The organism is Geodermatophilus sp. URMC 62, from assembly GCF_052931475.1.
In genome coordinates, this window is the sequence record NZ_JBRFHY010000001.1 from 3,819,766 (window position 1) to 3,846,543 (window position 26,778).

The following is a 26,778-nucleotide window of genomic DNA, read 5'->3' on the forward strand; positions in this document are numbered from 1 at the left end:
GGGAACGGCCCTCCTGCCCCCCACCCTTCGCAGGCTCAGGGCGGGGCCCTGCAGGAGGGCCGTTCCAGCACCTCGCCAGGGGCGGTCCCGGCTGCGGCCGGGGCCGCCCCGCGCGGGTTCAGGCGCGGTTGACCGCGTCGGTGAGCAGGTCGCAGGTCAGCTCGACCTGCCACTCGCGGGCGCCGCCGGCGCGCAGCACCGCCGCGACCGTCCCGGGGTCACGCGGCTCCGGCGGGCTCCACGTGAGCCGGCGCACCAGGTCGGGGGAGAGCACGTTCTCCACCGGCACCGAGTGCTTCTCCGACAGCTCGGCCAGCCCCGCGCGCGCGGCCTGCAGCCGGGTGGCGGCGGCCGGGTCGCGGTCGGCCCAGCGGCTCACCGGCGGTGGCCCCTCACCCGGGCGGCTGTGCAGGGGGAGCTCCGCCTCCGCCAGCGCCCGGCCGCGGGCCAGCGCGCCGAACCAGGTGCCCACCAGCTTGCGGTTGGCCCGGCCGCGGAACACCGGCAGCTCCAGCAGCGCGGCCTCGGTCGGCGGGTCGGCCTGGACGGCGGAGACCATCGCCGAGTCGGGCAGCACCCGGCCCGGGGCGACGTCGCGCCTGCGGGCCAGGTCGTCGCGGGCCTGCCAGAGCGAGCGCAGGATGCCCAGCTGGCGCCGGGTGCGCAGTCCGTGCACCCCGGAGGTCCGTCGCCAGGGGTCGACCCGCGGCGCGGGCGGCCCGGCGGCCAGGACGGCGGCGAACTCCTGCTGCGCCCACTCGGTCTTGCCCTGCTCGGCCAGGAGCCCGGCCAGTGCGTCGCGGAGGTCGACGAGCACCTCGACGTCGAGCGCGGCGTAGACCAGCCACTCCTCCGGCAGGGGCCGGGTGCTCCAGTCGGCGGCCGAGTGGCCCTTCTGCAGGGAGAACCCCAGCAGCGACTCGACGACGGCGCCGAGGCCCACCCGCGGCAGCCCGGCCAGCCGCGCGGCCAGCTCGGTGTCGAAGACCCGCGTCGGCACCAGGCCGATCTCGGCGAGGCAGGGGAGGTCCTGGTTGGCCGCGTGCAGCACCCACTCCTCGTCGGCGATCGCGGCCTGCACGACGGAGAGGTCCGGCAGCGGGATCGGGTCGACCAGCCCGGTGCCGGCGCCGGCGCGGCGCAGCTGCACCAGGTAGGCGCGCTGGCCGTAGCGGTAGCCCGAGGCGCGCTCGGCGTCGACGGCGACCGGGCCGCTGCCGGCGCGCAGGGCCTCGGCGTACTCCGCCAGCGCGGCGGGGGTGTCGATGACCGGGGGGAGCCCGTCGCGGGGGGCGAGCAGGGGGACCGGGGTCGCGACGTCGTCCGGGACGGTGTCCCCCGGCGGGAGGTCGGGCTGGGGCTCGGTGCTCAGTTGCCGTCCACCTTCTCGCCCCGTGTCGTCCGTGCGTCCGCGGCCGGTCCTCGGCCTCCCGGCGGAACCAGCCGTCCGGCGCGGAGCCGGGGGAGTGCCCCCGCTGCCCCGATCCTAGTTGCCGTCGTCCACCGGGCCGGAGGGGCCCAGCATGGCCACCCCCGGCGGTGGGAGCCCCGCGGCGTTGCCGAGGACCTCGAGCCAGGCGTCGAGGTGCCGGCCGAGCGCGGTGTCCTCCGCCGTCCAGGAGGCGCGGATCTCGACGTCGACCGAGTGCTCGGGGCCGGCCAGGTCGCCGAAGCGAGTGGAGGCGGTGCGGGTGACGGTGCCGCCGAGGGCGTGGCAGGTCGCGCCGCACGAGGCGAGGGCCTCGGTCAGCCAGCTCCAGGCGACCTCGGAGAACATCGCGTCGTCGACCATGTGCTCGTCGGTCGCGGCCGAGAGGTAGCCGACGCAGCGGGTGGTGCCCGCCCACGCCTCGTGGCCGGCGGGGTCGAACAGGACGATGAAGCGGCCGCTGGCGACCTCGACCTCCTCCTCGCCGTCGAGCTCGGTGATGCGGGCGCCGAGGGCGTGGGCGAAGGGCGCGAGCCGCTGCGGGGCGGGGATCTGCTCGACGACGATCTCGGGTCGCACGCGCAGCGAGGCCAGCGAGTCGAGGGCGGCCACGAACTCCTCCGGACGGTCGTCGACCGCCCGGGCGCCGGTGGCGTCCTGAGGACCGCCCAGGCTGCGTGGCTCCACGCTCGCAGGGTAGGGGCCCCGGGGCCTGTCTGTCGCCGACGCGCCGCAGCCGTCGTGCCCGCTCGGCGGCCGGGTCCTGCCTGGTCTGGGAGGATGGACCGTCGTGACCGCCGCTGCCACCCCCGCTCCGTCCGCCGCCGACTCGGACCTGGTCCGTGCCGCGCGCGGCCTGCCGGTCGGCCGGACGCCGGTGTGGTTCATGCGCCAGGCCGGCCGGTCGCTGCCGGAGTACCGGGCCCTGCGCGCCGGGACGGCGATGCTGCAGGCCTGCCAGGACCCCGACCTGGTCACCGAGATCACCCTCCAGCCGGTCCGGCGGCACGGCGTCGACGCGGCGATCCTGTTCTCCGACATCGTGCTGCCGCTGGTCGTGGCGGGGGTGGACATCGAGATCAAGCCCGGCGTCGGGCCGGTCGTGGCCGACCCCGTGCGCACGGTCGCCGACGTCGACGCGCTGCCCGGCCTGGAGCCCGACCGGCTGGACTTCCTCGCGACGGCGGTCCGCCGGCTGGTCGCCGAGCTCGGTCCCACACCGCTGATCGGCTTCGCCGGGGCGCCGTTCACCCTGGCCACCTACCTCATCGAGGGCGGCCCGTCGAAGGAGCACGCCCGCACCAAGGCCTTCATGTACGCCGAGCCGGAGGCGTGGGTCCGGCTGCTGGACCGGCTGGCGGTCTCGGCCGCCACCTTCCTGCGGGTGCAGGTCGACAACGGCGCCTCGGCGGTGCAGCTGTTCGACTCCTGGGCCGGCGTGTTGTCGGCCGCCGACTACGGCACCCGGGTGCTGCCGCACTCGCGCGCGGTGTTCGACGGGCTGGGCGACCGCGAGGTGCCGCGCATCCACTTCGGCGTGGGCACCGGCGAGCTGCTCGCGCTGATCGGTGACGCCGGCGCCGACGTGGTCGGCGTCGACTGGCGGGTGCCGCTGGACGAGGCCGCCCGCCGGGTGGGCCCGGGCCGCTCGCTGCAGGGCAACCTCGACCCCGCCGTCCTGCTGGCCGACCGGGCGACCGTCGACCGCGAGGTCCGCCGGGTCGTCGAGGAGGGCCGGGCGGCCCGCGGGCACGTGTTCAACCTCGGCCACGGGGTGCTGCCCGAGACCGACCCCGGTGCCCTGACCCACGTCGTCGACCTGGTGCACGAGCTGTCGGTGCGGTGATGTCCCCCGCCCGCACCGCCCCAGCGGCCCGGCTCGTCGTGGTCGGCGCCGGCATCGCCGGGCTGACCGCCGCGTTCGAGTGGCGCCGTCGCCGTCCCGGGGACGAGGTCGTCGTCCTGGAGGCCGGCGGCCGGGTGGGCGGCAAGATCGACCGGCTCGAGCTGGCCGGGCAGTGGTACGACACCGGGCCGGAGGCCGTGCTCGCCCGGGTGCCCGAGGCGGTCGAGCTGGTCGAGGCGCTCGGGCTCGGCGACCGGCTGGTCGCGCCGGCGACGACGCAGGCCTCGATCGTGCTGCCCGACGGGCGCCACCCGCTCCCGCCGGGCACCGTGCAGGGCGTCCCGACGTCGGCCGACGGGCTGGCCGGGGTGCTCACCCCCGACGGCGTCGAGCGGGTGCGGGCCGAGGCCGGCCTGCCGCCGCTGCGGCTGGACGGCGACGTGTCGGTCGGTGCGCTGCTGCGCGAGCGGCTCGGCGACGAGGTGGTCGACCGACTCGTCGAGCCGCTGCTCGGCGGGGTCTACGCCGGCCGTCCCGACGACCTCTCGCTGGCCGCGACCATGCCGGCGCTGGCCGCCCAGCTGGCCCGCGCCGACTCGGTGCTGGCCGCCGCCGTCGCCGCCCGGGACGCCGGTGCCCGCAGCCGCGGGGACGCCGACGGGCCGGTGTTCGTCACCGTCGACGGCGGGCTCGGCGCGCTGCCGGAGGCGCTGGTGGAGGCGTCCGGCGCGCAGGTCCGGCTGCGGACGCCGGCGCACGCGATCCGCCGGGCGCACGGGCGGCTGGAGGTCGCCGTCGGCCCGCTCGCCGCGCCGGAGGTGCTCGAGGCCGACGCCGTCGTCGTCGCCGCACCCGCCGGGAAGTCGGCGCGGCTGCTCGCCGGGGTGGCGCCGGGCGCCGTCGAGCCGCTGCGCGGGATCCCGTACGCGTCGATGGCGGTCGTGGCGATGGCCTTCCCCGCGCAGCCGGTGGCCGCCGGCTCCGGCCTGCTCGTGCCGCCGGTGACCGGGCGGCTGGTCAAGGGCGTCACCGTCTCCTCGTCGAAGTGGCCACACCTGTCCGGCGGCGGCCTGCTGCGGGTGCGCGCCTCGGTGGGCCGCTACGGCGACGAGGTGCAGCTGCAGCGCGAGGACGACGACCTCACCGCCGCGGTGGTGGCCGACGTCGCCGACCTGCTCGACCTCGAGCGCCGCGAGCCGGTGGAGGCCCACCTCGTGCGCTGGGGCGGCGGGCTGCCGCAGTACCTCGTCGGCCACCCGCAGCGGGTGGTGGCCGTCCGGGACGCCGTCGCCGCGGTGCCCGGCCTGGCCGTGGCCGGAGCCGCCTACGACGGCGTCGGCGTGCCCGCCTGCATCCGCAGCGCCCGCCGGGCGGTCGACGCGCTGGCCTGACCCCGCCGCCCGCGGCCCCGACCCCGGTGTGCACGACCGCACGGTTCCCTGGCCGACGGTGCGCACCCGGGCGCGGGATGATGGACCCATGAGCGAGCAGACCGAGACGCCGACCGGGACGAAGAGCATCGGCAAGCGGGCGAACGAGCTCAACGCCCTCGTCCGCTACACGATGTGGTCGGTGTTCAAGCTGGCCTCACCGCTGGGGGACGACCAGCGCACCGCGGCCGCCGACGAGGTCGCCGGGCTGTTCGAGGAGCTGGCCGGCAAGGGCGTCGTCGTCCGCGGGACCTACGACGTCTCGGGCCTGCGGGCCGACGCCGACCTCATGGTCTGGTGGCACGCCGAGTCGCCCGACGCGCTGCAGGAGGCCTACACCCGGCTGCGCCGCACGGCCCTGGGCCGGCACCTGGAGCCGGTGTGGTCGCAGATGGCCCTGCACCGGCCCGCCGAGTTCAACCGCAGCCACATCCCGGCGTTCCTGGCCGACGAGGAGCCGCGCCGCTACCTGTGCGTCTACCCGTTCGTGCGCTCCTACGAGTGGTACCTGCTGCCCGACGAGGAGCGGCGGGACATGCTCAAGGAGCACGGCATGCAGGCGCGGCCCTACCCGGACGTCCGGGCCAACACCGTCGCCTCGTTCGGGCTGGGCGACTACGAGTGGATGCTCGCCTTCGAGGCCGACGAGCTGCACCGCATCGTCGACCTGATGCGCGACCTGCGGGCCAGCCGCGCCCGCCGGCACGTGCGCGAGGAGGTGCCCTTCTACACCGGCACCCGCAAGCCGGTCGCCGAGCTGGTGCGCGACCTGCCCTGAGGTGGGGCGGCGCGATGATCAGGTGACCTGATCGTCGCGCGTCCTCCCTGACCGCCCACGGTGAGGGAGGACGCGCTGCGGTGAGGGAGGACGTCGTGGGCGGGCCGCTGCGGCGTCCCGGTGCAACCGGGGCGGTGCAGCTAGGGCGGTCACCCGCGCCGGGGACCGCCCGCGGCCGCACCGGAGGAGCTCAGCCCTCGGCGGGCTCCAGGCGGATGGAGACGCTGTTGATGCAGTAGCGGTCGCCGGTCGGCGTCTGCGGCGCGTCGTCGAAGAGGTGGCCGAGGTGGCTGTGGCAGGTGGCGCAGAGGACCTCGGTGCGGATCATGCCGTGGCTGCGGTCCTCGCGGAGCACCACGTGGTCGGCGGCCGACGGCTCGTAGAACGACGGCCAGCCGCAGTGCGAGTCGAACTTCGTCTCCGAGCGGAACAGCTCGGCGCCGCAGGCCCGGCAGGTGTAGACGCCGACGGTCTTGGTGTCGACGTACTCACCGGTCCACGGGCGCTCGGTGCCGGCCTGCCGCAGGACGGCGTACTCCTCCGGCGCGAGCCGGGCCCGCCACTCCTCGTCGGTCCTGGTCACCTTCGGCTGCTGTGCGGACGTGGTCATGACCGGACGAACGAGCCGTGTCGCAGGCGGATTCCCGTCCCGCCGCGCGTGACCCCGGGTGGTGCGGCGTCCCCGTGCACCCCGGGGAGACTGGACGGCGTGACCTCGCCCCTGCCCGACACCTGGTTCACCCGAGACCTGCCCGTGCTGCGCGCGATCGCCCGGCTGGTCGACGAGCCGCGGCACGGCGGGGCGCCGTACCTGCTGGGCTCCGTGGTGCCCGGCAGCGGGCTGCCGAAGGCCGACGTCGTCGCCGCGGCCAAGGCGCTCGCGGCCGCCGGCTACGTCGAGCCGCTGACCAACCACGCCGGCGACATCGTCCGCATCACCGGGATCTCCGCCGAGGCCCGTCGGCTGGCCGGGCTCTGGCCGACGCCGCAGGGGGAGTGGGAGCGGCTCCTCGAGCAGGCGGCCACCCGGGCGGAGAAGGCGCCGACCGACGTCGAGCGGCAGCGCTGGCGGGCCTTCGCCGACGCCGCGCAGGCGGTGGGACCCGACGCGGGAGCGCTGCTCATGCAGGCGCTCGTCGGCGGCTACGTCCCTCGGGCGCGCTGAGCGGGTGCGCCGGCGCCCCTTCCCCGGCCGGGAAGGGGGCGTGCACGCCCGTGCTCGCCCCCTCGGCCGGCCCCGGACACGACAGCGCCCCCGCCCGGCGGACCGGACGAGGGCGCTGTGCTGATCTAGCGGATCAGAGCGGGGTGACGTTCGCCGCCTGCGGGCCCTTCTGGCCCTGCTCGACGTCGAACGAGATCCGCTGGCCTTCGTCGAGCGAGCGGTACCCGCTGGTCTGGATGGCCGAGTAGTGGACGAACACGTCAGGTCCGCCACCGTCAGGGGTGGCGAAGCCGAACCCCTTCTCCGCGTTGAACCACTTGACAGTTCCTTCGGGCATTGCTCGCTCCTAGCTGCGATGGTGCATCGGGGTCCTGCCAGAGCGCAGGGCCTTCCCGACGCGACGACCCTAGCGGCCCGGACGGCTCCGTGGCAGGTGGGGGCGCCATGACGTCGTGACGGCGGCGTGGCGGTGTGCTCGCAGGTGCGACGGCGGGAGGTGCGGCCCGGTCGCCCGCCCTCCTGCGGAGCGCTCCTCCCCGGCGCCGAGCAGCACCCACTCCGGCGGGTGACAGGTGGACCACGATCCGGCGGCGCCACCTCGGTGCCCGCACCCCCGCCGCGGTGCTCACTCGCACGCGACGCCGTCTCCGTCACGGTCCAGCCGTGAGCTGCAGCCGGGCTGGCCGGCGTACAGCGGAGTCACGCCCGCAGCACGGGCCTCGGTGCAGTTCGCGTAGGTGGCCGCCGGTGCGGGTGCGGGTGCGGGTGCCGGTGCGGGGGCAGGTACTGATGCCGGAGCCGGAGCCGGAGCCGGGCGAGGTGCCGGGGCAGGAGCCGGCGCGGGGGCGGGGACCGGGACGGGCCGTGACGCCGTGGGTGTGGTGGTCGCCCGTGGCGCGCGCTGGACGTGGCCGCCGACCGGGCCACCGGCTCGTCGGGCAGGTCGGCCACCACACCGCCGGGGAGCGGCTCGTCCGGGCAGGTGGTGAGCACCGTGGCGGTCGCGGCGCGCGCGGCGGCGGTCATCGACAGGCCGTAGGTGAGCTTGACGGCGACCTAGGGGGCGACGGTGTGACCGGAGGAGGGAACGAGGCGTCGCCGACGACGGGAGGCGCCGTGCTGCGAGAACGGGTCCCTTGACCGACGCCGGACCGCGACCTACTGTGTCGACCACTGATATACCAGTCGCAAGGACCTGGTCAGCCAGAGGGGATCCGCATGTCCGTGCTAGCCGATCGGGACCTCGTCGAGGTCACCGCGGCCCCGCCTGTCGCCGACCCGGTGCTCACCCGGCCGCTCGGCGAGGCCGATCCCGAGGTGGCTGCCGCGATCGACGCCGAGCTGCGCCGCCAGCAGACGACGCTGGAGATGATCGCCAGCGAGAACTGCGCGCCCGTCGCCGTCATGCAGGCGCAGGGCTCGGTGCTGACCAACAAGTACGCCGAGGGCTACCCGGGCCGGCGCTACTACGGCGGCTGCGAGCACGTCGACGTCGTCGAGCAGCTCGCCATCGACCGGCTGACGGCGCTGTTCGGCGCCGAGTACGCCAACGTGCAGCCGCACTCCGGCGCCCAGGCCAACGCCGCGGTGATGGCCGCGCTGCTCGAGCCCGGCGACACGATCCTCGGCCTGGACCTCGCCCACGGCGGTCACCTGACCCACGGGATGCGGCTGAACTTCTCCGGCAAGCTCTACGACGTCGCCGCCTACCACGTCGACCGGCACAGCCACCGGGTCGACATGGCAGAGGTCGAGCGGCTGGCCCGTGAGCGGCGGCCCAAGCTCATCGTCGCCGGCTGGTCGGCCTACCCGCGCCACCTCGACTTCGCGGGGTTCCGGCGCATCGCCGACGAGGTCGGGGCCCACCTGATGGTGGACATGGCGCACTTCGCCGGTCTGGTCGCCGCGGGCCTGCACCCCTCCCCGGTGCCGCACGCGCACATGGTCACCTCCACCACCCACAAGACCCTCGGCGGACCGCGCGGCGGGGTGATCCTGGCCACCGCCGACCTGGCCAAGCGGTTCAACTCCTCGGTGTTCCCCGGCCAGCAGGGGGGCCCGCTCGAGCACGTCATCGCCGCCAAGGCGGTGGCCTTCAAGCTGGCCGCCGAGCCGGCCTTCCGCGAGCGGCAGGAGCGCACCCTCGCCGGCGCCCGCGCCCTGGCCGAGCGGCTGCTCGCCGCCGACTGCCGGGAGGCCGGCGTCAGCGTGGTCAGCGGCGGCACCGACGTCCACCTGGTGCTGGTCGACCTGCGCGAGTCGCCGCTCGACGGCCGGCAGGCCGAGGACCGGCTGCACTCGATCGGCATCACGGTCAACCGCAACGCCGTCCCGTTCGACCCGCGGCCGCCCATGGTCAGTTCCGGTGTCCGCATCGGCACCCCGGCGCTGGCCGCCCGCGGCTTCGACGCCGAGGACTTCGCCGAGGTCGCCGACGTCATCGCCGGCGCCCTGCGGCCCACGGTGGGGGAGGGGCGGCTGGCCCGGCTGCGCGAGCGGGTCACGCGGCTGGCCGAGCGCCACCCGCTCTACGCCGAGACGGCCGGGGTGTCCCGGTGACCCCCCGCACCCCGGGCGCCGACCTGCCCGAGCACCCCGCCTTCCTCTGGCGCAACCCGGAGCCGAAGCGCTCCTACGACGTCGTCATCGTCGGGGGCGGCGGGCACGGCCTGGCCACCGCGCACTACCTGGCCAAGAACCACGGCATCACGAACGTCGCGGTGCTGGAGAAGGGCTGGCTGGCCGGCGGGAACATGGCCCGCAACACCACGCTGATCCGGTCCAACTACCTGTGGGACGAGAGCGCGGCCATCTACGAGCACGCCCTGAAGCTGTGGGAGGGGCTGGAGGAGGACCTCGGCTACCCGATCCTGTTCAGCCAGCGCGGCGTGCTCAACCTCGCGCACACGCTGCAGGACGTCCGCGACAGCGTGCGCCGGGTGGAGGCCAACAAGCTCAACGGCATCGACGCGGAGTGGGTCGAGCCCGACGAGGTCGCCAAGATCTGCCCGATCGTCAACACCTCGGCCGACATCCGCTACCCGGTGCTCGGCGCGACCTACCAGCCGCGTGCGGGCATCGCCAAGCACGACTACGTCGCGTGGGGCTTCGCCCGCCGCGCCGACGAGGCCGGCATCGACCTCATCCAGGACTGCGAGGTCACCGGGTTCACCACCGACGGCGACCGGGTCACCGGGGTGCACACCACCCGCGGCACCATCGCCGCCGGCACGGTCGCGCTGTGCGCCGCGGGGCACACCTCGGTGCTCACCGACATGCTGGGCTTCCGGGTGCCGCTGCAGAGCCACCCGCTGCAGGCGCTGGTCTCCGAGCTGCTCGAGCCGGTGCACCCGACGATCGTCATGTCCAACGCCGTGCACGTGTACGTCTCCCAGGCGCACAAGGGCGAGCTGGTCATGGGCGCGGGCGTCGACTCCTACAACGGCTACGGCCAGCGGGGCGCCTTCCACGTCATCGAGCGGCAGATGGCCGCGGCCGTGGAGCTGTTCCCGGTCTTCGCCCGTGCGCACCTGCTGCGCTCCTGGGGCGGCATCGTCGACGTCAGCCCCGACGCCTCCCCGGTGATCGGCCGCACGCCGTACAACAACGTCGTCCTCAACTGCGGCTGGGGGACCGGTGGCTTCAAGGCCACGCCCGGCATCGGCTGGTGCATGGCGCACACCATCGCGACCGGCGAGCCGCACCCCTACGTGGCCCCGTTCGCCCTCGACCGCTTCGTCAGCGGTGCGCTCGTCGACGAGCACGGCGCCGCCGCCGTCGCCCACTGACACCGCCCACCGACACCGCGCACCGAACCCAGGAGTCCTTGCGATGCAGCTCATCGAGTGCCCGTGGTGCGGCCCCCGTGAGGAGGTCGAGTTCCACTACGGCGGGCAGGCGCACGTCGCCTACCCCGAGGACCCCGCCGCGCTCGACGACGTCCAGTGGGCCCACTACGTCTTCTTCCGCGACAACCCCAAGGGCCGCTTCGCCGAGCGCTGGTCGCACGCGGCCGGTTGCCGCCGCTGGTTCAACGCCGTGCGCGACACGGCCACCCACCGCTTCGAGCGCGTCTACCGCCTCGACGAGCCCAGGCCGGTGATCTCGTGAGCGCCCCGTTCCGCACCCCCGAGGGCGGCCGCGTCGACCGCGGCACCACCCTGCAGTTCACCTTCGGCGGGGAGGTCCTCACCGGCCACCCCGGCGACACCCTGGCCTCGGCGCTGCTCGCCTCCGGCCGGCACGCGATCGCCACCAGCGTGAAGCTGGGCCGCCCGCGCGGCGTGGCCGCGGCCTGGGCCGAGGACCCCAGCGGGCTGGTGCAGATCGAGGAGCCCTTCCCCGAGCCGATGCAGCTGGCCAGCACCGTCGAGCTGTACGACGGGCTGGTCGCCCACGGGCTGCCCGGCCAGGGCCGGCTCGCCGAGGTGCCGGACTCCGCCCGCTACGACGCCGTCCACCACCACGTCGACGTGCTGGTCGTGGGGGCCGGGCCGGCCGGCCTGACCGCCGCGCTGACCGCCGCCCGGGCCGGGGCCCGCGTCGCGCTGGTCGACGAGCAGTCCGAGGCCGGCGGCGCGCTGCTCGGCAGCGACGACGTCCTCGACGGCGGCCCGGCGCTGGACTGGGTCGCCGGCGCCGTCGCGGAGCTGGCGGCGCACCCCGACGTCCTGCACCTGCAGCGGACGACGGCGTTCGGGCTCTACGACGACGGGTTCGTCCTGGCGCTGGAGCGGCGCACCGACCACCTCGGCGCCGCGGCGCCGCGGCACGTCTCCCGCCAGCGGGTCTGGCGCCTGCGCGCCCGCCGGGTCGTCGTCGCCGCCGGCGCGCACGAGCGCCCCGTGGTCTTCGCCGACAACGACCGGCCCGGGATCCTGCTGGCCGGCGGCGCGCGCACCCTCCTGCACCGCTACGGCGTGCGGGCCGGCCGCGAGGCCGTCGTCTTCACCACGAACGACAGCGCCTACGACGCCGCCCTCGACCTGCACCGCGCCGGTGTGCACGTGCAGGCGGTGGTCGACGCCCGCCCGGAGGGCTCGCCGCGCCGCGCGGAGTGCGAGCGCGCCGGCCTGCGCGTCCTGTCCGGCGCGGTCGTGACCGGCACGCAGGGCGTCGAGCGGGTCACCCACGCCCTCGTCGCCCCGTTCGCCGACGGCGCGGTCGGCGCCAGCAGCGCGATCGCCTGCGACCTGCTGCTGGTCAGCGGCGGCTGGAACCCCGCCGTCCACCTGTTCAGCCAGGCCCGCGGGCGGCTGCGCTTCGACGAGGCCCTCGGCGCCTTCCTGCCCGCTGAGGAGCTCGACGGCGTGGCGGTCACCGGTTCGGCCGCCGGGGTGCTCGACCTGCCCGGCTGCCTGGCCGACGGACGGCGCGCGGCGACCACGGCGCTGGGCGCGCTGGGCCTCGCCGCGCCGGCCGAGCCGGCCCTGCCCGCCGCCGGCGCCGCGCCGGCCGGGGCGGCGCCGATGACGCTGTGGCGGGTGCCGGACGGCGCCGACGGCAGCACCTCGTTCGTCGACCTCCAGCGCGACGCCACCATCGCCGACCTCGCCCGGGCCGCCGGCGCCGGCCTGCGGTCGATGGAGCACGTCAAGCGGTACACGACCATCGGCACCGCGCACGACCAGGGCAAGACCTCCGGCGTCCTCGCCTCCGGCATCACCGCCGAGCTGCTGGGCGTGCCGATCCAGGCCACCGGGACGACGACCTCCCGCCCGCCGTACACGCCGGTCGCCTTCGCCGCGCTGGCCGGCCGCGACCGGGGCCGGCTGTTCGACCCGGAGCGCACCACCGCGGTGCACGACTGGCACGTCGCCGAGGGCGCGGTCTTCGAGGACGTCGGCCAGTGGAAGCGGCCGCGCTACTACCCGCGCCCCGGCGAGGACATGGCCGCCGCCGTCCTGCGCGAGTGCGCGGCCACCCGCGGCGGCGTGGGCATCCTCGACGGCTCGACGCTGGGCAAGATCGACGTCCAGGGTCCGGACGCGGCCGAGCTGCTCGACCGGCTCTACACCAACCTGATGAGCAGTCTCAAGGTGGGCTCGGTGCGCTACGGCGTGATGTGCGGCGTCGACGGCATGGTGATCGACGACGGCACGGTGCTGCGGCTGGCCGACGAGCGCTTCCTGGTCCTCACCACCACCGGCGGCGCCGCGAAGGTGCTCGACTGGATGGAGGAGTGGCTGCAGACGGAGTGGCCGCACCTGCGGGTCCGGCTCACCTCGGTCACCGAGCAGTGGTCGACGTTCCCGGTCGTGGGCCCCCGGTCGCGGGACGTGATCGGCGCCGTCTTCCCCGACGTCGACGTCTCCACCGAGGCGTTCCCGTTCATGACCTGGCGGGACACCACCCTCGGCGGGGTGCCGGTGCGGCTGGCGCGGATCAGCTTCTCCGGCGAGCTGGCCTACGAGGTGTACGTGAACTCCTGGTACGCCCGCGCGGTGTGGGAGCGGCTCATCGAGGCCGGCCGGCCGTACGGGATCACCCCCTACGGCACCGAGGCCATGCACGTGCTGCGCGCCGAGAAGGGCTACCCGATCATCGGGCAGGACACCGACGGCACGGTGACCCCGCACGACCTGGGCATGGCCTGGGCGGTGTCGAAGAAGAAGCCCGACTTCGTCGGCAAGCGCTCCTTCGCCCGGCCGGCCAACCAGGACCCGCTGCGCAAGCACCTGGTCGGCCTGCTGCCCGTGGACCGCGAGACGGTGCTGCCCGAGGGGTCGCAGATCGTCGAGCCGACCGCCGACGGGCAGCTCCCGCCGCCGCCGGTGCCGATGCTCGGGCACGTGACCTCCAGCTACCGCAGCGCCGAGCTCGGCCGGCCCTTCGCCCTGGCCCTGGTCAAGGGCGGCCGCGACCGGATCGGCGAGACCGTCTCCGTGCCGGTCGGCGGCACGCTCGTCCCCGTCGAGATCACCGGGTCGGTCCTGGTCGACCCGGAAGGAGCCCGCCGTGACGGCTGACCTGCTCGCCCGCACCTCCCCGCTCGACCCCTACGCGGCCGCCTTCGCCGCGCTGCCGGACGCCGTCCGGGTCACCGCAGAGCCCTTCGTCGCGATGGCCGACGTCCGCGTCGACCCGGCGTCCGGCGTGCGGGTGCGCGGCGCCGCGCTGCCCCCCGCGGGCACCTGGGTCCCGGCCGGTGACGGCCGGCTGGTCTGGCTGGGCCCCGACGAGTGGCTGCTCACCAGCCCCGGCACCGCGCCCGAGGCCCTGGAGGCCGAGCTGGCGTCGGCACTGCGGCCCGCGGGCGGCGTGGCCGTCGACGTCTCCGCTCAGCGGGTCGTCCTGCGCCTCGGCGGTCCCCGCGCACGCGAGGTGCTGGCCAAGGGCTGCTCGATCGACCTGCACCCCCGCGTCTTCGGCCCGGGCCGCAGCGCGCAGACGACGCTCGGTCAGGCCGGCGTCGTCCTGCTGGCGCCCGGTGACGACGGCGAGGGGTTCGCCGTCGTCGTCCGCTCGTCCTTCGCCGGCTACCTCGCCACCTGGCTGCTCGACGCGAGCCTCGAGTACGCCGACCCCGCCTCGACCCTCTGAGAGGAACCGCCATGTCCCGCACCCCTCGCGTGGTGATCATCGGAGCCGGCATCGTCGGGGCCAACCTGGCCGACGAGCTCACCGCCCGCGGGTGGGACCGGGTCACCGTGGTCGACCAGGGCCCGCTGCCGCTGACCGGGGGCTCCAGCTCGCACGCGCCCGGCCTGGTGTTCCAGACCAACGGGTCGAAGACGATGACGGAGTTCGCGTCCTACACCGTGGAGAAGTTCCTCGGCCTCGACGTCGACGGGGCGTGGTGCTTCAACCAGGTCGGCGGCCTGGAGGTGGCCACCACGCCCGAGCGGCTGGCCGAGCTGCACCGGCGCCAGGGCTGGGCCACGTCCTGGGGCGTGCAGGGGGAGGTGCTCGACCCGCAGCAGTGCGTCGAGCTGCACCCGCTGATCGACCGCGACCGGATCCTGGGCGGGCTGTACGTGCCCAGCGACGGGCTGGCCAAGGCGTCCCGCGCCGTGGTGGCCCTGGCCCGCCGGGCCGAGGCCCGCGGCGCGGTGTTCCAGGGCGACACCCGGGTCACCGGCATCGAGCAGGCCGGCGGCCGGGTCACCGGCGTCCGGACGGCGGACGGCGTCATCCCCGCCGACGTCGTCGTCTCCTGCGCCGGGTTCTGGGGCCCCGCGGTCGGCGCCATGGTCGGCATGCGGGTGCCGCTGCTGCCGCTGGCCCACCAGTTCGTCTGGACCGGCCAGGTGCCCGAGCTCGTGGGCCGCAACGACGAGCTCACCGAGGCCGGCATGCCGATCCTGCGCCACCAGGACCGCGACCTGTACTACCGCGAGCGCGGCGACCGCCTGGGCATCGGCTCCTACGCCCACCGGCCGATGCCGGTGGAGCTGACCGACCTGCCCGAGGGGGAGGTCACCGACGCGGCGATGCCGTCGATGCTGCCCTTCACCGAGGAGGACTTCGCCGAGCAGTGGGAGCAGAGCCAGGAGCTGCTGCCCTCGCTGCGCGGCAGCAAGGTCGACACCGGGTTCAACGGCATCTTCTCCTTCACCCCGGACGGCGGGCCGCTGATCGGGGAGTCGCCCGACGTCGCCGGCTTCTGGATCGCCGAGGCGGTCTGGGTCACCCACTCCGCGGGCGTCGCCCGCTCGGTGGCGCAGCTGCTGGTCGAGGGGCGCAGCGAGGTCGACCTGCACGGTTGCGACGTGGCCCGGTTCGAGGAGGTGCAGCTCACCGACGCCTACGTGCGGGAGACCGCGCAGCAGAACTTCGTCGAGGTCTACGACATCCTGCACCCGCTGGAGCCCAAGCAGTCCCCGCGCGACCTGCGGGTCAGCCCGTTCTCCGCCCGCCAGCGGGAGCTCGGTGCGTTCTTCCTCGAGGCCGCCGGCTGGGAGCGTCCGCACTGGTACGAGGCCAACGCGCACCTGCTCGACGAGCTGCCCGCCGAGTGGGTGCCGCCGGCGCGCGACGACTGGGCGGCGCGGTTCTGGTCGCCGATCGCGGCCGCCGAGGCGTGGAGGACCCGCACCGCGGTCGCGATGTACGACATGACCCCGCTCAAGCGGCTGGAGGTCAGCGGCCCGGGTGCACTCGACCTGCTGCAGCGGCTGACCACCGGCCAGATGGACAAGTCGGTCGGCTCGGTCACCTACACCCTGGCCCTGGACGAGGCCGGCGGCGTGCGCAGCGACCTCACCGTCGCCCGGCTGGGGGAGCAGCTGTTCCAGGTCGGCGCCAACGGCAACCTCGACCTCGACCACCTGCGCCGCCAGGCGCCGTCCGACGGCAGCGTGCAGGTCCGCGACGTCACCGGGGGCACCTGCTGCATCGGCCTGTGGGGCCCCCGCGCCCGCGACCTGGTGCGGAGGGTCTCTGACGACGACCTGACCAACGAGGGGCTGAAGTACTTCCGCGCCAAGCGGGCCACCCTCGGCGGCGTCCCGGTCACCGCGATGCGGCTGTCCTACGTCGGCGAGCTCGGCTGGGAGATCTACACCAGCGCCGAGCTCGGGCAGAAGCTGTGGGACGTGCTGTGGGCGGCCGGCCAGGACCTCGGCGTGATCGCCGCGGGCCGCGCGGCCTTCAACAGCCTGCGGCTGGAGAAGGGCTACCGCTCCTGGGGCCACGACATGACCACCGAGCACGACCCCTACGAGGCCGGTCTCGGTTTCGCCGTCCGCAAGCAGAAGGGCGCCTTCGTCGGCAGCGACGCGGTGGCCGACAGGAGCGAGGAGACCGCCCGCCGGCGGCTGTCCTGCCTGACGATCGACGACGGCCGCACCGTCGTCCTCGGCCACGAGCCGGTGTTCGTGGACGGGCGGCCGGCGGGCTACGTCACCAGCGCGGCCTTCGGCCACACGATCGGCCGGCCGATCGCCTACGCCTGGCTGCCGGCCTCGGCCGGGGTCGGCACGGCGGTGGAGATCCGGTACTTCGACCGGCGGGTCGCGGCCACGGTCACCGCCGAGCCGCTGGTCGACCCGGAGATGACCCGCATCCGCGGCTGAGGGAGGACCCCGTCTCCCCACCCCTGGCAGGCTCGGGGCGGGGCCCGGGACGGGGCCACTCCTGCCCCCCACCACTCGCGGGCTCGCCGCGGGCCCCTGCAGGAGGGCCGCCGCCAGGGGCCGCGGGGGGCGGGGGGGCCTCCCTCAGATGACCGCGCGGATCGCCCTCTCGAAGCCGATCACGTGCTCGCGGGCCAGCTCCTCGGCGCGGTCGGCCTGGCCCTCGGCGATGGCGCGCAGCAGGCCGACGTGCTCGCCGACGTGCGCGTCGACCGTGGGCAGCCGGTCGAGGAAGAGGCAGAAGATGCGGGTGGCCAGGTTGTCGTAGCGCACCAGCACGTCGTCGAGGTGCGGGTTGCCCGCCGCCCGGTAGATCGCCCGGTGCACGGTGAGGTCCCAGCGCATGAGCTCGCTGCGGTCGACGGCGTCGACCTCGAGGTCGACGAGCCGGTCGGCCAGTCCGGCCAGCTCGCCGCGCAGCTCGCGCGGGGCGCGCTCGGCGGCCCGCCGCGCCGCCAGCGGCTCGAGCTGCACGCGGATCTCGGAGATGTGGGCGAGGTCGGTGATGTCCATGCCGGTCGCGAACGTGCCGCGGCGCGGGTAGCTGACGACGAGCCGGTCGACCTCGAGCCGCTTGAGCGCCTCGCGCACCGGCGTGCGGCCGACCCCGAGCGAGCGGGCCAGCGCGTCGTCGTCGATCGGCTCGTTGGGCCGGATCTCCAGCATGATCAGCTGGTCGCGGATGGCGATGTAGGCCCGGTCGGCCAACGACGCCGAGACGCCCTCGACGTCGGGAGCGGCGGTCGTCACGCGAGCATCCTAGACCCTGCGGGGCCAACGTCCTTGCCTCATGAGGGTCAAAGACATACGGTCGTGCCACTACTTGATATACCAGTCATGAGGCCAGCCTGGTGGAGGGGAGCTCGGCGGGTGACGATCAGTGCGTTCGACCTCTTCAGGGTCGGCATCGGCCCCTCGAGCTCGCACACCGTCGGTCCCATGCGCGCCGCGGCCACGTTCGCGGCGCGCCTGCGCGAGGAGCGGCTGCTGACCCGCACCGCCGGCGTCCGGTGCGAGCTGTTCGGCTCGCTCGGCGCCACCGGGCACGGGCACGGCAGCGTCAAGGCCGTCGTGCTCGGGCTGGAGGGGGAGCAGCCCGACGTGGTCGACCCGGTCGCGGCCGACCCCCGGGTGGCCGCCGTGCGCGCGGAGGGGGAGCTGCGGCTGGCAGGCGAGCACTCCATCGCCTTCGCCGTGGACGACGACGTCGTCCTGCACCGCAGGCGGCGGCTGCCCTTCCACAGCAACGGCATGCTCTTCACCGCGCTCGACGCGCACGGCCGCGAGCTCACCCGGCGCGAGTACTACTCGGTCGGCGGCGGGTTCGTGCTCGACGAGGACGACGCCGGCGCGCCGGTGCTCGTCGAGGACCCGACCCCGGTGCGTCACCCGTTCCGCACCGCCGAGGAGCTGCTCGCCCACACCCGCGCGACCGGCCTGCGGATCAGCGACGTCATGTTGGCCAACGAGCTGTCCTGGCGCAGCGAGGCCGAGGTGCGGTCCGGCCTGCTGCACGTCTGGGCGGTCATGCAGGAGTGCGTCGAGCGCGGCACGCGCACCACCGGTGTCCTGCCCGGGGGGCTCAAGGTCCGCCGGCGTGCAGCGGCGCTGCGCGCCCAGCTGGAGGAGCACCCGGACGAGGCCGACCCGCTGCGGGCGATGGAGTGGGTGACCCTCTACGCGCTGGCGGTCAACGAGGAGAACGCCGCGGGCGGCCGCGTGGTCACCGCGCCGACCAACGGCGCGGCCGGCATCGTCCCGGCCGTCCTGCACTACCACCGCGACTTCGTGCCCGGACACGACGACGAGGCCGTCGTCCGCTTCCTGCTGACCGCCGCGGCCATCGGCCTGCTGTTCAAGGAGAACGCCTCGATCTCCGGAGCGGAGGTCGGCTGCCAGGGCGAGGTCGGCTCGGCCTGCTCCATGGCCGCGGCCGGACTGGCCGAGGTGCTCGGCGGGACGCCGGAGCAGGTGGAGAACGCCGCCGAGATCGGCATCGAGCACAACCTCGGGCTCACCTGCGACCCGGTGGGCGGGCTGGTGCAGATCCCCTGCATCGAGCGCAACGCCGTGGGCTCGCTCAAGGCCATCACCGCCGCCCGCATGGCCGTCCGCGGCGACGGCACCCACTTCGTCCCGCTCGACAAGGCCATCAAGACCATGCGCGAGACGGGCGCGGACATGAAGGACAAGTACAAGGAGACCGCCCGCGGCGGGCTGGCGCTCAACATCGTCGAGTGCTGAGGAGGCACCCGTGCCCCACCCGTACACCCTCACGCTGAGCTGCCCCGAGCGCCCCGGCATCGTGCACGCGGTCACCCGGTTCCTGTTCGAGCACGCCTGCGACATCGTCGAGCACCAGCAGTTCGACGACGCGGTGCGCGGGCAGCTGTTCCTGCGCACCGCCTTCGTCTGCGCGGAGGACACCGGGGTCGAGGAGCTCACCGCGGCGTTCCGGCCGGTGGCCGAGGACTTCGGGATGACGTTCACCGTGACCGGGGACCGGCCGCAGCGGGTGCTGGTCATGGTCTCCAAGCTCGGCCACTGCCTCAACGACCTCGTCTTCCGGTGGCGCGCGGGCAGCCTGGGCGGCGAGCTGGTCGGGGTCGTCTCCAACCACGAGGACCTGCGGCCGATGGCCGAGGCGGCCGGCCTGCCCTTCCACCACGTGCCGGTCACCCCGGGCACGAAGCCCGCCGCCGAGGCGCGGCTGCTGGAGCTGGTGGGGGAGACGCGCGCCGACCTGGTCGTCCTCGCCCGCTACATGCAGGTGCTCTCCGACGAGGCCTGCCGCGCCCTGTACGGCCGCGCGATCAACATCCACCACTCGTTCCTGCCGGGGTTCAAGGGCGCCAAGCCCTACCACCAGGCCTTCGACCGCGGCGTCAAGCTCGTCGGGGCGACGGCGCACTACGTCACCCCCGACCTCGACGAGGGCCCGATCATCGAGCAGGAGGTGATCCGGATCGACCACACGCACGACCCCCGCGCCCTGGCCACCGTCGGCCGGGACGCCGAGGCGCTCGCGCTGTCCCGGGCGGTGCGCTGGCACTCCGAGCGGCGGGTCCTGCTCAACGGCTCCAGTACGGTGGTCTTCCGCTGAGCGGCGGCGCGCTGCCCCTCCGGTGACGCCCGTGGCGGCCGGGGCGCCTGCCGCGGGCCCGGCCGGCCCGTCCGCCGGACCGGCGCGGCCGCGCGCAGCCCGGCCCGGTCACCGCACCCGGCCGGACGCCGTCGGCGCGACCACCGACCCCACGACCCGAGGAGCGACATGGCCAACCTGTTCATCGGCGGCACCTGGCGGGCCGGCTCGTCCGGCGCCGAGCGGGAGGTCGTCAACCCCTTCGACCAGAGCGTCGTCGCCAAGGTCGACGAGGCCACGGCCGAGGACGTCGCCGCGGCCGTGGCCGCCGCCCGCGAGGCGTTCGACGCCGGCCCGTGGCCGCGCACCCCGGCGGGGGAGCGCGGCGCCCTGCTCGACCGGGTGGCCGACCTGCTGCTGCGGGACCGGGAGGAGATCGCCCGGCTGGAGACCCGTGACACGGGCAAGACGCTGGGCGAGAGCCGGCAGGACGTCGACGACGTCGTCGCGGTCTTCCGCTACTACGCCGACCTCGCCGACAAGGACCCCGGCCGGCTGGTCGACGCCGGGCGCGCCGACGTCGTCAGCCGGGTCGTCTACGAGCCGGTGGGCGTCTGCTCGCTGATCACGCCGTGGAACTACCCGCTGCTGCAGGTGTGCTGGAAGGTCGCCCCGGCGCTGGCCGCCGGCAACACGATCGTGGTCAAGCCGAGCGAGGTGACGCCGCTGACCACCGTCAAGCTGGTCGAGCTGCTGGAGGAGGCCGGTGCGCCGGCCGGCGTGGTGAACCTGGTGCTCGGCGACGGCCGGGTGGTCGGCGCGGCCATGGTCGAGGACCCCCGGGTCGACATGGTGTCCTTCACCGGCGGCGTGGCCACCGGGCAGTGGATCCTGCGGGCCGCCGCGGAGACGGTGAAGAAGGTGACCGTCGAGCTGGGCGGGAAGAACCCGAACATCGTCTTCGCCGACGTCGACTTCGACACCGCGGTCGACCACGCGCTGACCGCCGTCTTCGTGCACTCCGGGCAGGTCTGCTCCGCCGGGGCCCGGCTGATCGTGCAGGACGAGATCCACGACCGCTTCGTCGCGGCGCTGGCCGAGCGGGCCGAGCGCATCCGGCTGGGCAACGGCATGGACGAGGGGACCGAGAGCGGCCCGCTGGTGTCGGCGCAGCACCGGGACGCGATCGAGCGGTACGTCGCCACCGGGCTCGAGGAGGGCGCCCGGCTGGTCGCCGGTGGCCGCCGCCCCGAGGAGCCGGAGCTGGCCGGGGGCTTCTTCTACCGGCCCACGGTCCTCGCCGACTGCCGCCGCGACATGCGGGTCGTGCAGGAGGAGTCCTTCGGCCCGGTGCTGACCGTGGAGCGCTTCGGCACCGAGGAGGAGGCGATCGCGCTGGGCAACGACACCGACTACGGGCTCGCCGGCGCGGTGTGGACCGCCGATCCGGCCCGTGCGGAGCGGGTGGCCCGGGCGCTGCGCCACGGGACCATCTGGATCAACGACTACCACCCCTACCTGCCGCAGGCCGAGTGGGGCGGGTTCGGCCGGTCGGGCAACGGCCGGGAGCTGGGACCCTCCGGCCTGGCCGAGTACCGCGAGGCCAAGCACATCTGGAACAACACCGCCCCGCGGCCGGCCGGCTGGTTCACCGCCTGAGCACCCGCACCCGACGGCGGCCCGCCACCCCGGGTGGACGGGCCGCCGTCGTGACGGGGCTCCTGTCCCCGCTGAGCGGGTGCGCGCGGGCAGTGCGCCGGCCCGTCCCCCGCTCCCCGTGCCGACGCCGGCCGCGCGGCCGCAGGCCGGGGTCCACAGCTCGGACGGGCGGATTCCTTGCCCTGTGCAGGTCTGCACCATATCGTCCCGGACCAGTTGATATACCAGCATGAGGGCCAGGGACGGGGAGGAGGGGCGCGTTGATGCCCACCACGCACCTCGCGACCCCTCGGCACCCAGCGGTGACCGGCCGTCGGGTCGCCCTCCCCGCCGGTCGCGGCGGTGGGCCCGTCGGCACGGAGGTCCCGGGTGCCCGGCCACGACCTCGGGCGAAGGTCTTCCGAAGCATCCCGGCCGGCCGTACCTTGACGCGCAACTCGTGCGCATGACGCAACGGCACGGCAGTACTCATCCGATGGAGGCGGGCCGCCGGCGGCCCGCCGAGCACCAGCAAGGAGAGGCCATGGCCCGCCCCGCAGCTCCCACCTCCCGGCCGGCCGCCGGCAGTGGCCGGTCCTCGCTCCCGACACCGGCGCCGTGGTGCGCCGACGGGGTGCGGGCGTGAGCGCCGTGGTGGCTCCCGGGCCCGCGACGTCGGCGCCTCCGGCGGGGCCGGATCCGGCCCAGGCGGTCGTCTCGGTCCGGGACCTGTGGAAGGTCTTCGGCCCCAGGGCCGCGACCATCCCGGCCACCCCCGAACTGGCCGCGCTGTCCCGCCGCGAGCTGGTCGAGCGGACCGGGTGCACGGCGGCGGTCCGCGACGTCGACTTCGACGTGGCCCCCGGCGAGGTCTTCGTGGTCATGGGGCTGTCGGGGTCGGGCAAGTCGACCCTGGTGCGGTGCCTCACCCGCCTGGTCGACCCGACCGCCGGCCAGGTCCTGTTCGAGGGCGAGGACATCCTGGCCTGCGACGAGAAGCGGCTGCGCGAGCTGCGCCGGCGCAAGTTCTCCATGGTCTTCCAGCACTTCGGTCTGCTGCCGCACCGCTCCGTGCTCGACAACGTCGCCTACGGGCTGGAGATCGCCGGCGTGTCCAAGGCCGAGCGCCGGCGGCGGGCCGGTGAGGTCACCGACCTGGTGGGTCTGTCCGGCTACGAGCACCACCACCCCGACCAGCTCTCGGGCGGCATGCAGCAGCGCGTCGGGCTGGCCCGGGCGCTGGCCGGCGACCCCGACGTCCTGTTCTTCGACGAGCCGTTCTCCGCGCTCGACCCGCTCATCCGCCGCGACATGCAGGAGGAGATCGTCCGCCTGCACCACGAGGTCGGGAAGACGATGGTCTTCATCACCCACGACCTCTCCGAGGCGCTCAAGCTGGGTGACCGCATCCTGATCATGCGCGACGGCCGGCCCGTCCAGTGCGGCACCGGCGACGAGCTGGTCGGCGCGCCGGTCGACGACTACGTCCGCGACTTCGTGCGCGAGGTCCCGCGCTCCCACGTGCTCACGCTGCGCTGGATCATGCGCGCCGCCCGGCCCGAGGACCGGCTCGACGGCCCGGAGCTCGGTCCCGACGTGGTCGTGCGCGAGGCGGTCCGGACGGTGCTGTCGGCCGGCCGGCCGGTGAAGGTGGTCCGCGGCGGCGAGCTGCTCGGCGTGGTCGACGACGCGGCGGTCCTCGCCGTCATCGCCGGCCCGGCAGAGGAGCGCTGACCGTGGCCGCCGTGGCGTCGACCCCGACGCTGCCCACCGTCCGGCGGCCGGGGCGGATCTGGGTCGTCGTCGGCATCCTCGTGGCCTGGGTGGGACTGCACCTGCTGCTGCGCGGGCAGCAGACGCTCGCCCTCGCGCCGGCCGACCTCACCCCGCTGCACCGGGACATCACCGAGTTCTCCGACTCGGTGAGCGCCGGCCGCGACAGCAACCCGCTCTTCCTGTACGGGTTCGACCAGATCCGGGAGGCGATCGACGCCTTCGTCACGCTCATCCGCGACGTGATCGTCCAGCCCTCGTTCGGCCGGCCCGTGCCGGTCCTCGGCTGGCTCGGCGTCGTGGCCCTGGGGACGTTCCTCGCCGCGGTCGCCGGCTCGCTGCGGGCCGCCGTGCTCGTGGCGGCCGGCCTGGTCTTCATCGGCACCCAGGGCCTGTGGACCGAGGCCATGGACACGCTGGCCCTCACCATCGCCTCGGTCGTCATCTCGCTGCTCTTCGGCATCCCGCTCGGCGTCTGGGCGGGGATGTCGACGCGCGTCGGCCGGGTCGTCACCCCGGTGCTGGACTTCATGCAGACGATGCCCTCCTTCGTCTACCTGGTCCCGCTCACCCTGTTCTTCCTCATCGGGCCGGCCTCGGCGACCATCGCCACCACGATCTACGCGGCGCCGCCGGTGATCCGGCTCACCGCGCACGCCGTCCGCAACGCGCCGGCCGGGGTCGTGGAGGCCGCCACCTCCCTCGGGGCCGACCGCTGGCAGACGCTGCGCACCGTGCGGCTGCCCCTGGCCCGGCGGCTGATCGTCACCGGCGTCAACCAGACGATCATGGCCGCGCTCTCGATGGCCACGGTCGCCGCGCTCATCAACGCGCCCGGTCTCGGCCAGACCGTCCTGCAGGCCCTCGAGACCCTCGACGTGGGCGTCGCGTTCAACGCCGGGCTGGCGATCGTCGTCCTCGCCATCCTGCTCGACCGCGCCACCACCGCGGTGAGCGTGCGCACCGACGCCACGCAGGCCGCGCGCCGCGCCGGCAACCGCACCGTGCGGCGCGCCGCCGTGGCCGGCGGGCTGCTCGCGACGCTCTTCGCGATCTGGCTCTCGCGCACCTACCTGTGGGCGGCGGAGTTCCCCGGTGGGTCCCCGGTCGGCCCGTGGATCGTCCGCACCGCCACCGACGTCAGCGACTGGCTGCAGACCAACCTGTCGGTGCTGACCCTCGGGCTCAAGGACGCCCTGACCGGCGGACTGATCAACCCCCTGCAGTCGCTGCTCACCGACAGCCCGTGGTGGGTCGTGTTCGCCGCGCTCGCCGCCCTCGCCGCGGTCGTCGGCGGCCTGCGGGCGGTGGCCGCCGTGGTGGTCTGCCTCGGGCTGGTCATCGGCCTGGGCCTGTGGGGCGATGCGATGACGACCCTGGCCGCGACGCTGATCGCCACGGTGCTGACCATGGTGATCGCGGTCGTGCTCGGGGTCGCCATGGGCCGCAGCCGCCGGGCGGACGCCGCGGTCCGGCCGGTCCTCGACGCCGCCCAGACCATGCCGTCGTTCGTCTACCTCGTGCCGTTCCTGGCCCTGTTCGCCGCGAGCCGGTTCACCGCCATCGTCGCCGCGGTCGTCTACGCCGTCCCCGTGGCGACGAAGATCATCGCCGACGGCGTCCGTGCCGTGCCCGCCGAGACCGTGGAGGCGGCCACCGCGGCCGGCTCGACCCGCTGGCAGATCATCCGCAACGTGCAGCTGCCGATGAGCCGGCACGCCATCGCACTGGCCACCAACCAGGGCCTGATCTACGTGCTGGCCATGGTCGTCGTCGGCGGACTGGTCGGTGCCGGTGCCCTCGGCTACGACGTGGTCGCCGGCTTCAGCCAGGCGCAGCTCTACGGCAAGGGGCTGGCGGCCGGCATGGCGATCGTCCTGCTCGGCATCATGCTCGACCGGGTCACCCAGGCCGCCGCGGCGCGCACCGGCGGCGCACGGACCCGCAGCCCGCGCGCCCCCGGGCGCCGCTCCTCCCGACCCGTCCAGAAGCGGACGCCCTCGACCCCGTCCCCGGCGGACGAGGACACCTCCGACCGCCCGCTGGCGGTCGCAACCGAAAGGTGACCAGCGTGTTCCTGTCTGCACGTCCCGAACGCGGCGGAGCCCTCCGCGTCGCCGCGATCGCCTCCGTCCTGTCCCTCGGGCTCGCCGGCTGCGGCGGCGCGACGATCGAGGACGAGTCCAGCGACGCGGCCTCCGGCGGGTCGGGCGGCGACTGCGGCACCGTGAACATCGCCGTCAACCCCTGGGTCGGGTACGAGGCCAACGCGGCGGTGATCGCCGAGGTCGCCGAGTCCGAGCTCGGGTGCACGGTGGAGCTGAAGGACCTCAAGGAGGAGGTGGCCTGGCAGGGCTTCGCCACCGGCGAGGTGGACGCCATCGTGGAGAACTGGGGTCACGAGGACCTCAAGGCGCGGTTCATCGACGACCAGCAGGTGGCCGCGGAGGCCGGGCCCACCGGCAACGTCGGGCAGATCGGCTGGTGGGTGCCGCCGTGGATGGTCGAGGAGTACCCCGACATCCTCGACTGGCAGAACCTGAACAAGTACGCCGACCTGTTCGAGACGTCGGAGTCCGGCGGCAAGGGCCAGCTGCTCGACGGCGACCCCTCGTTCGTCACCAACGACGCCGCCCTGGTGGAGAACCTGGGGCTGGACTACCAGGTGGTGTACGCCGGGTCGGAGGCCGCGCTGATCACCGCCTTCCGGCAGGCCGAGCAGAACCGGACGCCGCTGCTGGGCTACTTCTACTCGCCGCAGTGGTTCCTCTCCGAGGTCGACCTGCAGAAGGTGAACCTGCCCGAGTACACCGAGGGGTGCGACGCCGACCCCGAGGCCGTGGCCTGTGACTACCCGGAGTACCAGCTCGACAAGATCGTGCGGGCGGACTTCGCCGACGAGAACGGCCCCGCCTACCAGCTGATCGAGAACTTCACCTGGACCAACGACGACCAGAACACCGTGGCGCGCTACATCACCGAGGACGGCATGTCCTCGGAGGAGGCCGCGAAGAAGTGGGTCTCGGAGAACCAGGACACCGTGCAGGAGTGGCTGCCCTGACCCCCGCCCCGCACGGGTGAGCACGCCGCGTCCCCCGGCCGCCACGGCGGCCGGGGGACGCGGCGTCCCGGCCTCCGGTGGAGGACGGACGTCCGGGGTCGTTCTCGAGCGATCGTTCAGGTTTCTCGTTCCCCGTCGGGAGGCGCCATGTGGCTCTGGCTCGCCGTCGCCATCCTCAGCGAGGTGACCGCGACACTGTGCCTGCGGGCCTCCGAGGGGCTGACCCGGCTGGTCCCCTCGCTGGTGATGGTGCTGGGCTACGCGGTCGCCTTCTTCGCCCTGTCCCGGGCCCTGGTCGCGGGGATGTCGGTCGGCCACGCCTACGCGGTGTGGGCCGGCCTCGGCGTGGCGCTGATCGCCGCGCTCGGCACGGTGCTGTTCGGCGACCGCCTCACGCCCGTCCAGCTCGGTGGCCTCGTGCTCGTCGTGGTCGGCGTCGTGGCGATCGAGCTGGGCGGCGCCCGGCATGCCTGACCCCGCCGACCGGGCCCAGCCGCCGG

23 protein-coding genes are annotated in these 26,778 nt (G+C 74.8%); 17 read left to right on the plus strand and 6 right to left on the minus strand.

All coding sequences use genetic code 11. The annotated features are described in order from the left end of the window. Positions 1 to 118: 118 nt before the first annotated feature. Both ACU616_RS18575 and ACU616_RS18580 read right to left on the minus strand, forming a co-directional pair. Positions 119 to 1,372 carry an HRDC domain-containing protein gene (locus ACU616_RS18575; RefSeq protein WP_446761501.1) on the minus strand — a complete coding sequence of 418 codons (1,254 nt, stop codon included), beginning with the start codon at positions 1,370 to 1,372 and terminating at the stop codon, positions 119 to 121. 114 nt (positions 1,373 to 1,486) lie between these two features. Continuing rightward, positions 1,487 to 2,116, minus strand: a complete 630-nt coding sequence (locus tag ACU616_RS18580) for a DUF3000 domain-containing protein (protein ID WP_446759896.1) — start codon at positions 2,114 to 2,116, stop codon at positions 1,487 to 1,489. A 103-nt stretch (positions 2,117 to 2,219) separates the two neighbouring features. Here ACU616_RS18580 and hemE point away from each other — a divergent pair, with 103 nt between their 5' ends. The 3 genes from hemE (at position 2,220) to hemQ (ending at position 5,483) form a co-directional block, all read left to right on the plus strand. Further along, a complete protein-coding gene (gene hemE, locus ACU616_RS18585; RefSeq protein ID WP_446759897.1) occupies positions 2,220 to 3,275 on the plus strand; it encodes a uroporphyrinogen decarboxylase in 1,056 nt (351 codons plus the stop codon). After that, on the plus strand, positions 3,275 to 4,666 hold the full coding sequence (gene hemG / locus ACU616_RS18590) for a protoporphyrinogen oxidase (RefSeq protein ID WP_446759898.1): 1,392 nt from the start codon (positions 3,275 to 3,277) through the stop codon (positions 4,664 to 4,666). The genes hemE and hemG overlap by 1 nt, the downstream gene beginning before the upstream one ends. Positions 4,667 to 4,754: 88 nt before the next feature. Beyond that, complete coding sequence (gene hemQ / locus ACU616_RS18595; protein WP_446759899.1) at positions 4,755 to 5,483, plus strand: hydrogen peroxide-dependent heme synthase; 729 nt, start codon at positions 4,755 to 4,757, stop codon at positions 5,481 to 5,483. A 190-nt stretch (positions 5,484 to 5,673) separates the two neighbouring features. On the opposite strand, the gene msrB is transcribed toward hemQ, so the two are convergent. Beyond that, positions 5,674 to 6,093 (minus strand): peptide-methionine (R)-S-oxide reductase MsrB, encoded by a 420-nt coding sequence (gene msrB / locus ACU616_RS18600; protein ID WP_446759900.1) that lies wholly within the window; start codon positions 6,091 to 6,093, stop codon positions 5,674 to 5,676. A gap of 99 nt (positions 6,094 to 6,192) precedes the next feature. Between msrB and ACU616_RS18605 the strand changes: the two genes are divergently transcribed. After that, positions 6,193 to 6,648: a hypothetical protein gene (locus ACU616_RS18605; RefSeq protein ID WP_446759901.1), complete on the plus strand. Its 456-nt coding sequence runs from the start codon at positions 6,193 to 6,195 to the stop codon at positions 6,646 to 6,648. Between the two features lie 133 nt (positions 6,649 to 6,781). On the opposite strand, the gene ACU616_RS18610 is transcribed toward ACU616_RS18605, so the two are convergent. Together ACU616_RS18610 and ACU616_RS18615 are read right to left on the minus strand one after the other, a co-directional pair. After that, the gene (locus ACU616_RS18610) at positions 6,782 to 6,985 is read right to left on the minus strand and encodes a cold-shock protein (protein ID WP_073420333.1); all 204 of its coding nucleotides are present in this window, start codon (positions 6,983 to 6,985) and stop codon (positions 6,782 to 6,784) included. Positions 6,986 to 7,273: 288 nt separating this feature from the next. Continuing rightward, positions 7,274 to 7,822 (minus strand): excalibur calcium-binding domain-containing protein, encoded by a 549-nt coding sequence (locus tag ACU616_RS18615; RefSeq protein WP_446759902.1) that lies wholly within the window; start codon positions 7,820 to 7,822, stop codon positions 7,274 to 7,276. 44 nt (positions 7,823 to 7,866) lie between these two features. Here ACU616_RS18615 and glyA point away from each other — a divergent pair, with 44 nt between their 5' ends. Genes glyA through ACU616_RS18645 form a run of 6 tightly spaced genes read left to right on the plus strand, consistent with a single transcriptional unit; the run spans position 7,867 to position 16,664 of the window. Further along, the gene (gene glyA / locus ACU616_RS18620; RefSeq protein WP_446759903.1) at positions 7,867 to 9,207 is read left to right on the plus strand and encodes a serine hydroxymethyltransferase; all 1,341 of its coding nucleotides are present in this window, start codon (positions 7,867 to 7,869) and stop codon (positions 9,205 to 9,207) included. Then, the gene (locus ACU616_RS18625; protein ID WP_446759904.1) at positions 9,204 to 10,436 is read left to right on the plus strand and encodes a sarcosine oxidase subunit beta family protein; all 1,233 of its coding nucleotides are present in this window, start codon (positions 9,204 to 9,206) and stop codon (positions 10,434 to 10,436) included. The genes glyA and ACU616_RS18625 overlap by 4 nt, the downstream gene beginning before the upstream one ends. 43 nt (positions 10,437 to 10,479) lie before the next feature. Next, complete coding sequence (locus ACU616_RS18630) at positions 10,480 to 10,758, plus strand: sarcosine oxidase subunit delta (protein WP_446759905.1); 279 nt, start codon at positions 10,480 to 10,482, stop codon at positions 10,756 to 10,758. Then, positions 10,755 to 13,616 carry a glycine cleavage T C-terminal barrel domain-containing protein gene (locus tag ACU616_RS18635; RefSeq protein WP_446759906.1) on the plus strand — a complete coding sequence of 954 codons (2,862 nt, stop codon included), beginning with the start codon at positions 10,755 to 10,757 and terminating at the stop codon, positions 13,614 to 13,616. The genes ACU616_RS18630 and ACU616_RS18635 overlap by 4 nt, the downstream gene beginning before the upstream one ends. Next, positions 13,606 to 14,190 (plus strand): sarcosine oxidase subunit gamma, encoded by a 585-nt coding sequence (locus ACU616_RS18640; RefSeq protein ID WP_446759907.1) that lies wholly within the window; start codon positions 13,606 to 13,608, stop codon positions 14,188 to 14,190. Before ACU616_RS18635 ends, ACU616_RS18640 begins: the two co-directional genes overlap by 11 nt. A gap of 11 nt (positions 14,191 to 14,201) precedes the next feature. Continuing rightward, positions 14,202 to 16,664, plus strand: coding sequence for a GcvT family protein (locus ACU616_RS18645; protein ID WP_446759908.1), 2,463 nt, complete (start codon positions 14,202 to 14,204; stop codon positions 16,662 to 16,664). Between the two features lie 144 nt (positions 16,665 to 16,808). Here ACU616_RS18645 and ACU616_RS18650 read toward each other — a convergent pair whose 3' ends face one another. Continuing rightward, complete coding sequence (locus tag ACU616_RS18650) at positions 16,809 to 17,474, minus strand: GntR family transcriptional regulator (protein ID WP_446759909.1); 666 nt, start codon at positions 17,472 to 17,474, stop codon at positions 16,809 to 16,811. A gap of 120 nt (positions 17,475 to 17,594) precedes the next feature. Between ACU616_RS18650 and ACU616_RS18655 the strand changes: the two genes are divergently transcribed. The 7 genes from ACU616_RS18655 to ACU616_RS18685 all read left to right on the plus strand — a co-directional run bounded on the left by ACU616_RS18655 (position 17,595) and on the right by ACU616_RS18685 (position 26,752). After that, positions 17,595 to 18,968 carry an L-serine ammonia-lyase gene (locus ACU616_RS18655; RefSeq protein WP_446759910.1) on the plus strand — a complete coding sequence of 458 codons (1,374 nt, stop codon included), beginning with the start codon at positions 17,595 to 17,597 and terminating at the stop codon, positions 18,966 to 18,968. 10 nt (positions 18,969 to 18,978) lie between these two features. After that, positions 18,979 to 19,827, plus strand: coding sequence for a formyltetrahydrofolate deformylase (gene purU, locus ACU616_RS18660; RefSeq protein ID WP_446759911.1), 849 nt, complete (start codon positions 18,979 to 18,981; stop codon positions 19,825 to 19,827). Positions 19,828 to 19,995: 168 nt separating this feature from the next. Next, a complete protein-coding gene (locus tag ACU616_RS18665) occupies positions 19,996 to 21,465 on the plus strand; it encodes an aldehyde dehydrogenase family protein (protein ID WP_446759912.1) in 1,470 nt (489 codons plus the stop codon). A gap of 621 nt (positions 21,466 to 22,086) precedes the next feature. Further along, positions 22,087 to 23,178, plus strand: coding sequence for a quaternary amine ABC transporter ATP-binding protein (locus ACU616_RS18670; RefSeq protein WP_446759913.1), 1,092 nt, complete (start codon positions 22,087 to 22,089; stop codon positions 23,176 to 23,178). An 11-nt stretch (positions 23,179 to 23,189) separates the two neighbouring features. Continuing rightward, a complete protein-coding gene (locus ACU616_RS18675; RefSeq protein WP_446759914.1) occupies positions 23,190 to 25,283 on the plus strand; it encodes an ABC transporter permease subunit in 2,094 nt (697 codons plus the stop codon). Between the two features lie 5 nt (positions 25,284 to 25,288). Further along, positions 25,289 to 26,278 carry an ABC transporter substrate-binding protein gene (locus ACU616_RS18680; RefSeq protein ID WP_446759915.1) on the plus strand — a complete coding sequence of 330 codons (990 nt, stop codon included), beginning with the start codon at positions 25,289 to 25,291 and terminating at the stop codon, positions 26,276 to 26,278. Between the two features lie 147 nt (positions 26,279 to 26,425). Further along, the gene (locus ACU616_RS18685; RefSeq protein WP_446759916.1) at positions 26,426 to 26,752 is read left to right on the plus strand and encodes a DMT family transporter; all 327 of its coding nucleotides are present in this window, start codon (positions 26,426 to 26,428) and stop codon (positions 26,750 to 26,752) included. The last annotated feature ends 26 nt before the right edge of the window (positions 26,753 to 26,778 follow it).